This window comes from Enterococcus sp. 7E2_DIV0204 (assembly GCF_002140855.1).
GTDB lineage: Bacteria > Bacillota > Bacilli > Lactobacillales > Enterococcaceae > Enterococcus_L > Enterococcus_L lemimoniae.
The window spans coordinates 3055058-3070042 of record NZ_NGKY01000001.1; the positions used below are offsets into that span (position 1 = coordinate 3055058).

At 36.9% G+C, this 14985-nt stretch carries 13 protein-coding genes and 1 other annotated feature; of the genes, 12 read left to right on the top strand and 1 reads right to left on the bottom strand.

Features of this window, described 5'->3' with window-relative positions:
• Positions 1–3: 3 nt before the first annotated feature.
• Complete coding sequence (locus A5819_RS14185; RefSeq protein WP_086279398.1) at positions 4–723, bottom strand: alpha/beta fold hydrolase; 720 nt, start codon at positions 721–723, stop codon at positions 4–6.
• Between the two features lie 176 nt (positions 724–899).
• On the opposite strand from A5819_RS14185, the gene A5819_RS14190 reads away from it, so the two are divergent.
• The 12 genes from A5819_RS14190 to A5819_RS14245 all read left to right on the top strand — a co-directional run bounded on the left by A5819_RS14190 (position 900) and on the right by A5819_RS14245 (position 14927).
• Positions 900–1517 (top strand): lysozyme family protein, encoded by a 618-nt coding sequence (locus A5819_RS14190; RefSeq protein ID WP_086279399.1) that lies wholly within the window; start codon positions 900–902, stop codon positions 1515–1517.
• Positions 1518–1661: 144 nt separating this feature from the next.
• Positions 1662–3998: a cation-translocating P-type ATPase gene (locus tag A5819_RS14195; protein ID WP_086279400.1), complete on the top strand. Its 2337-nt coding sequence runs from the start codon at positions 1662–1664 to the stop codon at positions 3996–3998.
• Between the two features lie 39 nt (positions 3999–4037).
• Entirely contained in the window at positions 4038–4271 is a 234-nt protein-coding gene (locus A5819_RS14200) for a hypothetical protein (RefSeq protein ID WP_086279401.1), read from the top strand.
• Positions 4258–5238, top strand: a complete 981-nt coding sequence (locus A5819_RS14205; protein WP_086279402.1) for an SPFH domain-containing protein — start codon at positions 4258–4260, stop codon at positions 5236–5238. The genes A5819_RS14200 and A5819_RS14205 overlap by 14 nt, the downstream gene beginning before the upstream one ends.
• Before the next feature lie 258 nt (positions 5239–5496).
• Entirely contained in the window at positions 5497–7404 is a 1908-nt protein-coding gene (gene dnaG, locus A5819_RS14210) for a DNA primase (protein ID WP_086279403.1), read from the top strand.
• A 76-nt stretch (positions 7405–7480) separates the two neighbouring features.
• Complete coding sequence (rpoD, locus tag A5819_RS14215; protein WP_010764887.1) at positions 7481–8587, top strand: RNA polymerase sigma factor RpoD; 1107 nt, start codon at positions 7481–7483, stop codon at positions 8585–8587.
• Positions 8588–8745: 158 nt separating this feature from the next.
• Positions 8746–10731, top strand: coding sequence for a cell division site-positioning protein MapZ family protein (locus A5819_RS14220; protein ID WP_086279404.1), 1986 nt, complete (start codon positions 8746–8748; stop codon positions 10729–10731).
• A 198-nt stretch (positions 10732–10929) separates the two neighbouring features.
• Positions 10930–11634 (top strand): AzlC family ABC transporter permease, encoded by a 705-nt coding sequence (locus A5819_RS14225; RefSeq protein ID WP_086279405.1) that lies wholly within the window; start codon positions 10930–10932, stop codon positions 11632–11634.
• A complete protein-coding gene (locus tag A5819_RS14230) occupies positions 11627–11953 on the top strand; it encodes an AzlD domain-containing protein (protein WP_086279406.1) in 327 nt (108 codons plus the stop codon). Before A5819_RS14225 ends, A5819_RS14230 begins: the two co-directional genes overlap by 8 nt.
• Before the next feature lie 19 nt (positions 11954–11972).
• Positions 11973–12842, top strand: coding sequence for a S1 RNA-binding domain-containing protein (locus A5819_RS14235; RefSeq protein ID WP_086279407.1), 870 nt, complete (start codon positions 11973–11975; stop codon positions 12840–12842).
• A 123-nt stretch (positions 12843–12965) separates the two neighbouring features.
• A complete protein-coding gene (locus tag A5819_RS14240; protein ID WP_086279408.1) occupies positions 12966–13451 on the top strand; it encodes a Fur family transcriptional regulator in 486 nt (161 codons plus the stop codon).
• A gap of 118 nt (positions 13452–13569) precedes the next feature.
• Positions 13570–13813 (top strand) — a binding site (T-box leader).
• Between the two features lie 85 nt (positions 13814–13898).
• The gene (locus tag A5819_RS14245) at positions 13899–14927 is read left to right on the top strand and encodes a 3-deoxy-7-phosphoheptulonate synthase (protein WP_086279409.1); all 1029 of its coding nucleotides are present in this window, start codon (positions 13899–13901) and stop codon (positions 14925–14927) included.
• Positions 14928–14985 lie beyond the last annotated feature (58 nt).

Below are 14985 nucleotides of genomic sequence, written 5' to 3' on the forward strand. Positions count from 1 at the left end.
CACCTACTTTTCTTTTAAAAATCTTAAGATTTCTTGATTGAATGTTTTTGGATCTTTTTTAGCAAAAGAATGACCTTGTTTTGCTACGAGAACGAAAGAGGCATTAGGAATTTCTTTCGCTAAGTAGATTGAGTGGCTTCGCTTGATAATATCATATCTCCCAACGATCACTAATGTTTTTTGGGAAATTCGTCTTAAATCTGAACGAGAAACACCAATATCATGTAACATTAAGTTTATAATCTGGAGCCGTTGTCTGGCTTTTTTATTAAATAAGGCTAAAACCTTAAAACAAACATACTCCACGACTGTCAACATTCTTATCGGAAAATGAACAGCTTGAACGACTGTATTTCCAGCATTTAATACCAAGCGTCGGACACTATCAGGATATTTTTTGGCAAAAACAAGAGCAAGGTTGGCACCATCGCTAAAACCAACAATGTCGGCTTGTTCTATTTGTTCTTGTTTCATGATCAAATATAGATCGTCGGACATTAGGTCAAATGTCAACGTTTCACTTTCATTCGTTGAGCGTCCGTGACCACGACTATCTATAGTATACACAGTGAAAGAACGATTGAATGTTGGTACTTGTTTTTCAAAATACCTGCCGCTACCACCATTTCCATGAAGCAAAATCAAGGGGCTACCGTGACCCGATACTTCGTAGTAAATAAAGCTGTTATCGGCTGTGAGCAAAAGTTTTTTTTCTTTTTTCATAAGTTTACCACCTGTCTTATTCTAGTATATCGGTTTTTAGTTGGATTTAAAACTAAAAGGGATAAAAGTAAAACACAATTTTTTATTAAAGAATAATAAAGAATCAACCTTTTTTTAGATTTTTTTTGAATAATAAAGTATGATAAAAGCTACTCAGAAAAAGTTTGGATGATAAGATGGGCAAAATAATGAAAATTGTAAAAAGATTACTACTCTTGTTTTTTTTACTGCTGATTATTGGTTTAGGTTATTTAGGTTTTAAAATTCGTCAAAATGTTCAGCAAGTAATGACGTATGAAAGTGAAGTAAAGCAAGCAGTTAAAGCAAATAATATACCCGAACATAAAGACTTAGTTTTAGCAATTATTTACACTGAATCTAAAGGACGTGCAGAAGATTTGATGCAGAGTAGCGAAAGTGCTTATGGTAAGCGGCAAATGATTGGGACGACTAAGGAAAGTATTGAGACTGGAGTCGCTTTTTTAGCTCAATCGATTGAAAAAGCCAATGAAGCAGGTTGTGATATTTGGACAGCTGTACAAGCGTATAATTTTGGACTAGATTATATTGAATTTGTAAAAGAGCGAGGCGGTAAAAATTCAATTCGGATTGCAGAGGAATACTCTAAAGAAGTGTTATCACCTATATTGGGTAATACCAATCAAAAAACGTATCGTTATTATCGTCCGCAAGCAGTCATTTATAATGGGGGCTACTTATATAGTAACGGTGGGAATATGTTCTATGCCGATCTAGTCAAAATGAATCAACAATTTATTAAGTGGTTAAAATAAGTTCATTATTAAAATATCGATCCTTAAGAATACCATCTATTAAATATAGTAGGAATTCTTAAGGATTTTCTTGAAGTTCTGACTATTAACAAGTAAACTAAAGAAGATGTATTTTTAACAATGAGAAAGTAGGGAACAAAATCCATGACAAATAAGTTTGACCTGAAACAAGGATTGACTCAATCAGAGGTTGAGGAACGAAAAAAGCAAGGCTTGCAAAATGATTATGAGGAAAACGTTGCAAAGTCAACGAAAGATATTATTTATGACAACGTTATGACCTTGTTTAACTTTTTAAACTTTGGGATCGCACTTTGTTTGTTATTTGTTGGAGCATATTCCAATTTAGCCTTTTTAGCAATCATACTAGTGAATATGGGGATGGGGATCTACCAAGAAATCCATGCAAGAAATTTAGTCCAGAAATTATCCATCGTCGCCAAAGAGAGTGTTCATGTGATCCGTGACGGTAAAGAGCTAGAAATCGATACCAAAGAATTAGTAATGGATGATATCGTTGTGATATCTGCTGGGGAACAAGTCCCTTCTGATTTGGAAGTGTTAGATGGAAAAGCTGAAGCCAATGAGGCATTATTGACTGGTGAATCCGACTTGATCGAGAAGACTGAAGGCGATATTGTGTTATCTGGTAGTTTTATAGCAAGTGGACAAGTTTATGGGAAAGTGATTCACGTTGGAGCTGATAATTATGCTGTCAAAATTACAGCAGAAGCGAAAGTGCATAAACCAATCCAGTCAGAATTGGTCAATTCAATCCGTAAAGTCTCTAAATTTACGAGTTTAGTCATTATTCCATTGGGGGTCATTTTGTTTGTGGAAGGTTTTATGATTCGTGATTCAGGGATCGAAGCTTCTGTTGTTGCATCTGCCGCTGCACTACTGGGTATGCTGCCTAAAGGGTTAGTTCTTTTGATCAGTATTACCTTGACGACAGGTGTCGTAAAGCTAGCGAAAAAGCGCATTCTTGTTCAAGACATGTATTCGATCGAAACACTCGCTCATGTGGATACACTTTGTTTAGATAAAACTGGAACAATTACTGAAGGCAAAATGAAAGTTCAAAAAGTAGAAATTTTACATGCAAACTACCATGAAAACTTTCCGCAAGTGATTGGAAGTTATCTTGCAGAAAGTACAGACAACAACATTACGATGCAAGCAATTCGAGATCACTTTGAGCTTTCTAATCGTTACGGAGCGATCAAGACCTTACCGTTTTCTTCTGAACGCAAGTGGGGCGCAATTGAATTTAAAGAATTAGGCACGGTTTATCTTGGCGCACCTGAAAAATTAGTTGCAGCAGACCGTTTACCCACAGAAGTGATTGACGCACAAGAAAATGGCTATCGTGTTTTGATGTTAGGTATTGCTGAAAATAGTCCATTAAATGAAGATGAAATGCCTTATTTAGAACCATTAGCTGTTTTAGAAATTGATGATCCGATTCGTCAAAATGCGAATGAAACATTAGCTTATTTGCGTGAAGAGGGAATTGATCTGAAAGTAATTTCAGGAGATAATCCAGTAACTGTTTCGAATATTGCTCGTCGTGCGGGATTGTTTGGCTATGAATCCTATATCGATATGTCAACGATGGAAACAGAAACCGAAGTGCGCCAAGCGGTTCATAATTATACTGTTTTTGGCCGTGTAACCCCTCAACAAAAACGCACGATCGTACGTGAATTGAAAGATCATGATCATGTTGTTGCGATGACTGGAGACGGCGTTAATGATGTTTTAGCATTAAGAGAAGCGGATTGTAGTATTGCGATGGCTGAAGGTGATGGCGCAACGAGACAGATTTCTAACTTAGTTTTACTGGATTCTGATTTTACTACATTGCCTGATGTGTTATTTGAAGGCCGACGAGTTGTCAACAATGTAACGAAAGTCGCGAGTGTTTTCTTCATCAAAACCATTTATTCTTTTATCTTATCAATGATTTGCGTCTTTACGACGATTGCATTTCCGTTTATCCCAATTCAGATCACATTGATCGATTTAGCGATTGAAGGCTATCCAGCATTCTTCTTATCATTTGAAAGTGATAAACGAAAAGTACAAGGGAAATTCTTGCCGACCGCATTAAGAAATGCTTCGGTGAATGCAGTGCTGGTTGTATTAAATATCGTTGCTATTTATTTAATGGGTCAAAATCAAGGCTTTACTCAAATGGAAACAACCACATTGATGTATTATCTATTAATTGGGATCAGTTGTATGGCAGTTGTACGCGCATGCTTACCATTCAATCCATTACGGATTTTCTTAGCAGTTACAACTGTTGGTGGAATTTATGTCGCTGCGATGCTGTTCCATAGTATTTTGGAAGTAGGATTCTTGAATCAGCAAACATTACCTATTTTTGCGGTAATGATGCTTATTAATATCGTTGTTCGAATCTTGATTGGTCTTTTCCAACTGAAACGAGCGGGTAAAACGATCAAAGAGCTTTAAAATGAAGTGGAGAAGTATGAAAAATAGGAAGGGGCATTTATGAGTGGAGAGTATCAAATGCGCAAGGCGATCGGTAAGTGCTTTCGGTCTGCTACAGATAATTTTAACGGAATAGTTCGAATTTACGGAAGTCCATACACATATCGTGTAATAAATGGCATCCCTGAAGAGGGGGCGATGTTGGAGGTCGTGGATTTTTCTAGTACTGAATTATTTGTAACGGTAAACAACTATTTATTCGAAAGTGATGTGAATTATATTGATAATCCTTAATATTCTAATTTTTATCATTGTTCTTGTGTTGATTTTGGTTCTTATCTCAAAAATGGTGATCATTGTTCAACAAGGTGAAGTGAAAATTGTTGAAAGTTTCGGTAAGTATGTAAAAACGATCGATCCTGGGCTACATTTTTTGATTCCTGTACTATACAAAGTAAGAGGACGAGTATCATTAAAGCAAACACCACTAGAAATTGACTCTCAAAGTGTGATTACACGTGATAATGTAATTGTAGAAGTTGATGAAGCGATAAAGTATCATGTGACGGATGTTCGCGCATTTGTCTATGATAATGAAGATTCAGTTCGATCAATGATTCAAGATTGCCAATCAAATCTGCGTGGAATTATTGGGAAAATGGATTTGAATGAAGTTCTTAATGGAACAGAAGAAATCAACGTTAGCTTATTTGAAAGTGTAAAAGATATTACTGCGGGTTATGGATTATCAATTGACCGCATCAATATTGGTGAAATATCTGTTTCAGATGAAATTGTCAATTCGATGAATAAACTAATCACAGCGAGTCGAGACAAAGAATCGACGATTACAATTTCAGAAGGTCGAAAACAATCAATCATATTAGATTCTGAAGCCAACGCCTCACAGATGCAGATCGATGCTGAAGCTCGTGCTAAACAAACAAACATCGATGCAAAAGCCCGTGCAGAGCGCACTAGAATTGACGCAGATGCCGAAGCTGAAAGAATACGCATTACAACGGAGGCCGAAAGACAACGTATTTTAGCGTTGAATAAAGCGATCAAAGAAAGTGATCTGAATGAACAAGCCTTAGCCTATTTGGGCATCGAAGCATTTAAACAGGTTGTTAGAAGTGAGACGAATACCGTTATCCTGCCGAGCAACATGATGGAATTAGGCAATATACCTGTAGTAAAAGAGCTGTGGACTGCACAGGATACTAAAAATCAATCGAACCATAGTCAAATAGGAGAGTAGTCTCTGTAGTAAATGAAAAGCAGATAGTAGCTATCTGCTTTTCATTTACTAAAAATAATCAGGTTACAATAATTATGTTATGTAAACAATTATGGTGATCATGAAAAGAAAGATGCAATTTACTTGAAAATTATGTTAAATGTGATAGAATAAAACATGTGTAATTGTGTCTTTTGAAAAGTCGCGCTGAAGATTTCAGTGCTTTTTTACTGACTATCGCATCATTTAGCTATCGGCTATTTTTTGGAGGTGAGAACAGTGGCACAAAGAATTCCTCAAGAAGTGATCGAGGAAGTGAGACAGCGTACAAATATCGTTGATGTTGTCGGACAATATGTTCAATTAAAAAAATCTGGCAAGAATTATATGGGTCTATGTCCGTTTCATGAAGAACGTTCCCCTTCATTTTCAGTAGCAGAAGACAAACAAATTTTTCATTGTTTTGGCTGCGGAAAAGGTGGAACTGTTTTTAATTTTCTGCAAGAAATAGAAGGAATCAGCTTCCCGGAATCAGTACGCAGAGTTGCTGAATTAGAACAAATTCCCGTCAATATCGATTGGGTCAATACAACGGATTCTGACACCGCGGAAAACGTCCATAATCGCAAACTGATTGAACTGCATAAAAAAGCTGCGGATTTATATCATCATGTTTTGATGAACACACAAATCGGTGAACCAGCATTGAATTATTTGTTGGAACGTGGCTTGACAAAAGAGCTTATCGAAACATTTAAAATTGGATTTGCTCCGCAAAAGCGCGATTTTTTAAGTCAAGTTTTCCAAAATGAAACTGTGGCTGAGCAACTATCTAAAGAATCTGGTTTGTTTATTCAAAGAGACAATGGTGAATTTTTGGATCGTTTTTACCAACGAGTTATGTTTCCAATTAATGATGATCGTGGAAATGTGATTGCTTTTTCAGGGCGATTGCTTAAAACAGAAAATTTTCCAGGAGATGATATGCCCAAGTATTTAAATAGTCCGGAAACGGTCCTGTTTAATAAAAGGGACACATTATTTAACTTCGATAAAGCTCGTAAAGAAATTCGCAAAGAGGATACAGTTTTCTTATTTGAAGGGTTTATGGATGTGATCGCAGCCTGGCAAGCAGGCATTACTAGCGGTGTTGCTTCAATGGGAACAAGTTTGACCAATGAGCAAATCCGCAAGCTTGAACGAGTAGCAAAAGAATTAGTCGTTTGCTATGACGGTGATACTGCTGGTGTTGAAGCTACCAATAGAGCTATTTCTTTATTGAGTGAGCATAGTCGCTTTCAATTGAGTATTGTCAGCATTCCTGAAAAATTGGATCCAGATGAGTATCTAAGAAAGTATGGTAATGACTCTTTCCGAGAGTTAGCATTGCATGGTCGAGAAACTGTATTTAGTTTTAAAATGCACTATCATCGCCTGACTAGAAATATGAACAATGAGAAAGAACAGCTGGATTATGTAAATGATTTACTACAAGAACTGATACTAGTCCAATCACCCTTGGAGCGGGATCGCTATTTAAATCAACTAGCGCAAGAATTTCAGCTATCATTTCACTCTTTAGAAGAGCAGCTGAAACAACTAGAAACAAAACAGCGCTCTACGAAAAGAAGAGAGAGACAATCGCAAAGTGTACCTCCTCCTCAAACGTATGAGATTGATGATATGTTGGAACCGCCTGAGATGCTTGAAGAGATGAGTACTCCTTCCGTTCAAAATAAGCTTCCGCTCACTAAGGTGGAGAAAGCCGAACGGACATTACTGTATCGGTTGATGAATGAACAAAGTATTCGAAATCAATTGGTTCAGTTACCGGAATTTAGTTTTGCTCATGATCAATATCAGGAACTTTACTTGTTGCTAGATAGTTATATGAGTATCCATTCTGATTTTCAGCTCGCTGATTTCATCGACTATCTAAAAGAAGAAACGATCAAAAAATTAGCAATCGCCATTTCTTTACAAACCATTTCAGAAGAAAGTTCTGAAAGAGAAATAACTGATGTGATAAGAGTGATTGAAAATTCTAGTTTAGAAGATCAAATAGCTGAAAAACAACTGCAAAAAAAAGAAGCAGAGAGACTAGGCAATAAACCATTAGTTGATGAACTGTCAATTGAAGTAATCGGCTTAGTAAGACAATTGCAAAAAAGTCGTACAGTGTCTTAAAAGCAACTTTTAGATATCGTACTTGACTATTATTTATATATTTATCCGAATGGAAAAATGAAGGGGGCCTTCTTTCATGGAAAAAGAAACAGAAAAAAAATATGCAGCTGCATTGGCAGCCTTTATCAAAGAAAACAAGCCTAAAGGCAATGTTTTTTATGATGATCTAACAAACACATTAGCAACACCGTTTACATTGAATGCCGACGAAATGGAAAAGTTGATTCAAAAAGTCGAAGATGCTGGTATCAGTGTCGTTGATGAGAATGGTGACCCAAGTGAACATAGTCTTAAAAAAGACGCAAAAGTTGCTGAAAAAGCCCAAATGGAAGATTTATCTGCCCCGACTGGTGTTAAAATCAATGACCCTGTTCGGATGTATCTAAAAGAAATCGGACGTGTTCAATTATTAACAGCAGCAGAAGAAGTAGAATTAGCCCTGAAAATTGAAGAAGGCGATCAAGAAGCTAAACAACGTTTAGCAGAAGCTAACTTACGTCTGGTGGTTTCCATTGCAAAACGTTATGTAGGACGTGGCATGCAATTCCTTGATTTGATCCAAGAAGGAAATATGGGCCTGATGAAAGCTGTTGAGAAATTTGATTACCGTAAAGGATTTAAATTTTCAACATATGCAACTTGGTGGATTCGTCAAGCAATCACTCGTGCGATCGCTGACCAAGCTAGAACGATTCGGATTCCAGTGCATATGGTGGAAACAATCAATAAATTGATTCGGATACAACGTCAATTATTACAAGATTTGGGTCGGGAACCAACACCTGAAGAAATTGGTGCTGAGATGGATTTACCAACTGAAAAAGTCCGTGAAATCTTAAAAATCGCACAAGAGCCAGTTTCATTGGAAACACCAATTGGTGAAGAAGATGATTCTCATCTTGGAGATTTTATTGAGGACCAAGATGCAACAAGTCCTGCAGAACATGCAGCATATGAATTATTAAAAGAACAATTGGAAGATGTATTAGATACATTAACTGACCGTGAAGAAAATGTATTACGTTTACGTTTTGGTTTAGATGATGGACGTACTCGTACATTGGAAGAAGTTGGTAAAGTTTTTGGTGTAACTCGCGAACGGATTCGTCAAATCGAAGCCAAAGCATTGCGCAAACTACGTCATCCTTCTCGTTCTAAACAATTAAAAGATTTTCTAGAATAGTAAGTTTTTATTAAAAATTTGAACAGCTCTTTTCGATTTCTTTCGGAAAGGGCTGTTTTTAAACAATCGTAACAAAAAAGTTAGATAGTACATATTGGAAGAAACGCGATTTTATGGTAGATTAGATTTACGAATGTGTAGAATGTGAGGCGGAATGAATGACGAAACAATGTCCGAATTGCGGAACTGAGATAGACAAGCAAATAGAAGTATGTCCGGAATGTGGTTATTCTTTTGAAAAAGAGCAAATCAAAGAGGAAACAGCACCTAATGAAAAAACTGATTCTAATGAAAAATCAGATGATACTTCTAATTTTTTAAATAAAGAGCAAAATGAAAATATCGAATGGTCCGAATTAAAGGATATGAGTATCGGTCACGTAATGACGATGTTCAATGAACAGCAACCTGAAGAAAAGATTGTAGATCCAATTGAAGAGATAAAAAAAGAAAAATCGGAAACAAAAGCGGCATCGATCGAAGAAAAAGCAGCTGAACTAGAAGAACCTGTTTCTGCAGAAGCTAAAACGGATGAGCTTGTGGATACCGCTGCTTTAGATCAGTATATCAATGAACACAAAAACGAGACACCAACTATTGAGACACTATCTGAAATTGAACGTACAGAAGAAACTGATGAAACAGCAGATATCAATGAGCAACCAACGACGGCTGGTACCTCATCAGAATCAAAAGACAAAGGACAAGATGACGTGAAATCAAACGAACCTGATCATAAGCCAAGTGAACCAACTAACAAAGAAACTGAGCAAGCAAAAGAGGTCGTACTAAAAGAAGAGATCACGAAATTTACTAAACCAGAAGACCAGACAATAGAGTCAAAGCCCATTGGTCCAAAAGCTTTACCTAATACGGCAACTGAAATTCCGTCAAAAAGCAAAAAACCTGAAGAGATCGAAATGGATGCTGCGCCAATTTTCTTTAAAGATGGGGAAGACGCGAAGTCTGCAAAGGATCAATTTGAGAAACTCACAGGTGAACAGAACATTTTAAAAGAAGTGAAAGGAGAGGAATCAACTACTTCAGCAAGTAAAAACTACAAGAAAATATCGATTGTTTTAGCTGCTGTTATCGTCCTTTCTGGCGGCTCATGGTTTGCCTATAGTCAAACGCAAAAAAAATCAGCATCTGATGGTGAAGTGACTCAAAAACAAGATAAAGTTGCTACTCAAACTGAAAAAGAACTAAATAGTTATTTTACAGATGACAAACAATTATTTCTTAAACCAGAGATGGTAAGCGTTAGTCCCAAAGCAATCAAGGAGAACTTAGATACCCTCAAAAGCGAAGCCAACTATAAAGAGCTTGAAACCCTCTACAAAAAAGTCGCAGACAAGCAAGCGGCAGTTACAAAGGTCAATGAATTATTCGCTCAACCAATTATCAATGGCAATAAATTAAATGATGTCGCAATCAAAGCTGACAAGAAAGTCGATCTGGCTAAACGAGAAGAAAAGGATGATTTTGATAAGCTACTGAATCAAGCAACAGAGCAAGCTACAAGTCAATACGACCAACTACAAAAAGCAAAAACGGCAGTCGCTGTTTTTTATGAAAACAATGAGTTGACTGAAACATTGTCTAGGGAAAACTATACAGCAGCAAAAACCGAAGTAGATAAGGTCAAAAGTGAAACATTGCGTAAGCCATTGACTGAAGCATTAACTAAAGCAGATAAATCCTTGACAGACGCTGAGACAGCATTTGCAGTACAACAACAAGCACAGGCGGATCAAACCGCTGCTCAGACTTCAGAAACACCTGCTAACAATCAAGGAAGTACCTCACAAGCAGCAAATGGTGTTCAACCGGATTCAAATACTTTTTCAGCACCTAATGCTGATGGCGTGTATACAGATCCTGTGTACTCAGTTAACCCAACTGATGTTAGCGATATGAGTAATCCTGCGTGGAGTTGGGCTCCAGGAGTTCAAGAAAAAGTCATTGCAACCTGTATTGAACGCGGCTATATAAAAGCCGGGGGATACTCATTACAGCCAGCTAGAATAATTAATGGCGAAGGCTATTACAATTTATATGGTTCAGATAACCAGTATTTGGTGACCATCAATGCAAAAACTGGCTGGTTTAAAGGAAATGCATCTAGAAACGCTGGAAGATAGTCTTGTTTTTACAGAATATGAGTATAAGATTGAGACAGAAGTGTAATGTAGTAGTCGCTTCTGTTCAATTGCTTATTCAAATACTAAGGGTCTGAAACATAACTCTTTGAGTTATGTCCCAGGCTCGTTTTTTCTTCCAGTAACGCTAGATAGGCAATAAATATCAATGACGATTGATATTATCACAAGGAGAAAAGTATGGAAAAAAAAGAATATTTAACCTTTAGAGACGGGATAAATGCTTGTATACCAACAATTTTAGGCTATTTAGGCATTGGAATTGCAGCGGGCGTAGTTGGCAAAAATGTGGGGTTATCGATAGTAGAGATCGCTTTGATGTCGATTTTAGTCTATGCTGGTGGTGCACAATTTATTATTTGTGGTATGTTAGCAATTCATTCACCGATCTCGGCAATTGTTTTTACAACATTTTTAGTGAATTTACGCCACTTTTTGATGAGCATGTCGGTGGCTTCATATTTTAAAAATGAACCATTGATTACTAGTATTGGAATTGGTACACTTTTAACGGACGAATCTTACGGCGTTTTAATGTCAGCGTTGGCAAATGATCACCGCGTCAGTTCCGCTTGGACGCATGGCTTGAACATCACTGCCTATTTAGCTTGGATCTTGTCGACCATTATCGGTGGTTTATTAGGAACCTGGATTCCAGATCCCTATCTATTAGGCTTAGACTTTGCGTTAGTGGCCATGTTTGCAGGATTATTTGTTTTGCAAGTTGATGCGCCTATCAAAAAACATACCAAAGAAACGCTGATCGTATTAGGAACAGTCTGTTTATCTCTTTATTTTTTTATGGGCTTTTTTTCGCCGGAACTCTCTGTTTTATTCGCAACTCTTTTAGGTTGTACTGTTGGGGTGGTGAATCATCATGAGTAACACCTATGTACTATTGACGATTTTAGGTTGTTCGATCGTTACGTGGATTCCGCGGATTTTTCCTTTTTTGATTTCTAAACGAGTCGATTTTCCAGACTGGTTTCTTCGATTTTTATCTTATATCCCGATTTGTATCTTGACGGCACTCTTATTTCAGAGTATTTTAGAAGTTCAGGCAACAGGCTTTCCTAAAGTAAAAACGTTAGAAGCGTTAAGTTGTATTCCTACTTTACTTGTTGCTATTCTTACCAAAGATTTAATGAAAACCGTTGTAGTAGGAATCATTACAATTGCATTATTACGTATTTTTTTAGGCTAAGTGCCAGAAGGAGAAAATTATGAACGAACTATTAGCGCAAATTTTTACAGCATTAGTGATTGATGAAAATGAAAGTCACTATTTTTTACAAAAAAACGGAATCACATTGCGATTATCTAAAGAAGAAGGCAGTCATGAAATCGGTGAAGCGGTAGAAGGCTTTGGTTATATGAATCAAAAGCAAGAACCTGAAATGACTACGATGATTCCGACCGCTCGAATCGGGCAATATGCGTTTGGAACAGTTACCGGCACAAGACGTGATTTAGGCGCTTTTGTGGACATTGGACTGAAAGATAAGGATGTAGTCGTTTCTTTAGATGAACTACCTGTAGTGCGTGAATTATGGCCTAAAAAAGGGGATCAATTGATGATCGCTTTGAAAGTGGATAACAAAGAGCGTATATGGGGTGAATTAGCAGATGAGAAGATTTTCAAAGCGATGGCTAAACCAGGAACGGAAGAACTTAAAAATGAAAATATCAGTGGCATTGTGTATCGGTTAAAAATGATTGGTTCATTTGTTTTAACAGACGATTTCTACATTGCATTTATTCATCCTTCAGAGCGTTATCAAGAACCACGTTTGGGGGAACGAGTAAATGGTCGTGTAATCGGCGTTCGACCTGACGGCACATTGAATATTTCTTTGAAGCCGCGTGGTTATGAAGCAATCAGCGATGATGCAGCGATGATCTTAACGTTTTTAGAGCGTTCAGCGGACCATAAAATTCCATTTACAGATAAATCCAATCCAGAAGAAATCATGCAAACGTTTGGAATTAGCAAGGCGCAATTTAAGCGCGCTATTGGTAATTTATTGAAACAAGGAAAGATTACTCAAGAAGCAGGATTTACGATTTTAAAAGAAGAAGCGCAAGAAAAATAAGCATTTTTTCATTCTAATTGAGAATCACTTGCAAATATCTTTAAGTTATTTTATACTTATTACAATGTAATGCTAGGATATCCCGTTCTAGATTAAAATAATTATAAATAAGGGGCTGCATTTATGGATTCTACTGCTGCTTTAAAGAAAACAAAACAACAATTGCATGAATCTGGTTTCAAACTGACGCCTCAACGAGAAGCAACAGTATTGGTATTACTAGAAAATGAAAAAGACCATTTATCAGCAGAAGAAATTTATTTTTTAGTTAAACAAAAAAGCCCGGAAATCGGTTTAGCAACTGTTTACCGTACATTAGAAATTTTGACTGACTTAAAAGTCGTAGATAAGGTAAGTTTCAACGATGGGTTAGCTCGTTATGACTTACGCAAAGAAGGCGCCAAACATTTCCATCATCATCTTTTATGTTTAGAATGTGGCAATATTGAAGAAGTGGAAGAAGATTTATTAGGGGACGTAGAAGACGTTGTAGAACAACGTTATCATTTTCTTGTGAAAGACCATCGCTTAACCTTCCACGGTATTTGTCAAGAGTGTCAACAAAAAAAGAAAAAGCAGTCAACAGAAGAGGCTGTATCAAAAATTTAAGATTCGGATTAACCAGGTTAAGGGCTGAAGTGTATTCTTTATCCTTGATTGCTTGGTTTTTCTTTTTGAAAAAGATTGACAATTCTGACAGAATCTCTTACAATGACTTCAATAAACAATAAATGTTTTGATAAGAACTAGTAAGATAATACAGGTGTACAGAAAGTAGCCGGTTGTTGAGAGGCGCACAAACCTAATGTATCTGAATTCCTCTTTGAACTTCACACCGAATCAAGTAGGCTGTGACGGTTATGCGCACCCGTTATTGTGCCAGGGTATAATTTTGTACCTGACAAGACAATGAGTGTGAGCTGATTGTAAACAAAGGTGGTAACACGGATCAATTCGGTCTCGTCCTTTTCAGTAATGAGAAGGGTGAGGCTTTTTTTATTTTACAGATCTTTAATTTATTGTTTGATTATAAGAAAAATGAAGGGGCGTTATCGTATGAGTTTTAAAGCATTGAGCCAACCAATCAATTTTGAACAAGTCAAATCATTATCTAAACTAACACCAGAGCAAGAAAAATTGAAAGCTGTTCGGGATCAAGAGTTAAAAGATATCATTGAGGGAAAAAGCCAAAAAATTCTTTTAGTGATTGGTCCATGTTCTGCTCACAATGAAGAAGCCGTGATGGAGTATGTAACGCGTTTAGCAAAACTACAAGAAAAAGTTCAAGATAAAATCTTTATGGTACCGCGTGTCTATACGAATAAGCCTAGAACTAACGGCGATGGCTACAAGGGGTTACTTCATCAGCAAAATCCAGAAGGAGAAAGTAACTTAATCAAAGGAATTGCGGCTGTTCGTAGTTTGCATAATCGTGTTATTAGTGAAACGGGCTTAACCACTGCAGATGAAATGCTTTATCCTGAAAACTTAGAATTTGTTCAGGATTTAGTTAGTTATATCGCTGTGGGCGCTCGTTCTGTGGAAGATCAACAACATCGTTTTGTTGCCAGCGGGATCGATCAGCCGACAGGAATGAAAAACCCGACCAGCGGCAATTTGAACGTGTTGTTCAATTCCTTATATGCGGCGCAACAAAAACAAGAATTTATTTTCAATGGACTTGAAGTAGAAACAAGTTCTAATCCATTAGCACACGTCGTCTTAAGAGGTGGATTAAATGAGTATGGTGAAAATATTCCTAACTATCATTATGAAGACTTATTAAAAGTAGTAGCTCTATATAAAGCTGGTAATTATAAAAATCCATTCATCGTGATCGATACAAATCATGATAATTCAGGGAAACAGTATAAAGAGCAAGTCCGGATCGTGAAAGAAACCTTGATCAATCGTTCTTGGAATCAGGATATGAAAAAATGGGTACGCGGATTTATGATAGAAAGTTTTCTTGAAAGTGGTCGCCAAGAAGCGGATGGCAAAGTGTTTGGTCAATCAATTACTGATCCCTGTTTAGGTTGGGCTGAAACAGAAGAACTAGTGTATTATATTGCTGAAAATGCTTAACTTAACCAAAAACAGTCGCTCATGAACGAACATGAGCGACTGCTTTTTGGTTAAGCTA

Excerpts from the sequence above, each read along its gene's own strand:
- A5819_RS14245 (WP_086279409.1), top strand. The coding sequence starts at position 13,899 with ATGAGTTTTAAAGCATTGAGCCAACCAATCAATTTTGAACAAGTCAAA.
- A5819_RS14230 (WP_086279406.1), top strand. The coding sequence starts at position 11,627 with ATGAGTAACACCTATGTACTATTGACGATTTTAGGTTGTTCGATCGTT.
- A5819_RS14190 (WP_086279399.1), top strand. The coding sequence starts at position 900 with ATGGGCAAAATAATGAAAATTGTAAAAAGATTACTACTCTTGTTTTTT.
- A5819_RS14195 (WP_086279400.1), top strand. The coding sequence starts at position 1,662 with ATGACAAATAAGTTTGACCTGAAACAAGGATTGACTCAATCAGAGGTT.
- A5819_RS14220 (WP_086279404.1), top strand. The coding sequence starts at position 8,746 with ATGACGAAACAATGTCCGAATTGCGGAACTGAGATAGACAAGCAAATA.
- rpoD (WP_010764887.1), top strand. The coding sequence starts at position 7,481 with ATGGAAAAAGAAACAGAAAAAAAATATGCAGCTGCATTGGCAGCCTTT.
- A5819_RS14240 (WP_086279408.1), top strand. The coding sequence starts at position 12,966 with ATGGATTCTACTGCTGCTTTAAAGAAAACAAAACAACAATTGCATGAA.
- A5819_RS14200 (WP_086279401.1), top strand. The coding sequence starts at position 4,038 with ATGAGTGGAGAGTATCAAATGCGCAAGGCGATCGGTAAGTGCTTTCGG.
- A5819_RS14225 (WP_086279405.1), top strand. The coding sequence starts at position 10,930 with ATGGAAAAAAAAGAATATTTAACCTTTAGAGACGGGATAAATGCTTGT.
- A5819_RS14235 (WP_086279407.1), top strand. The coding sequence starts at position 11,973 with ATGAACGAACTATTAGCGCAAATTTTTACAGCATTAGTGATTGATGAA.
- A5819_RS14185 (WP_086279398.1), bottom strand. The coding sequence starts at position 723 with ATGAAAAAAGAAAAAAAACTTTTGCTCACAGCCGATAACAGCTTTATT.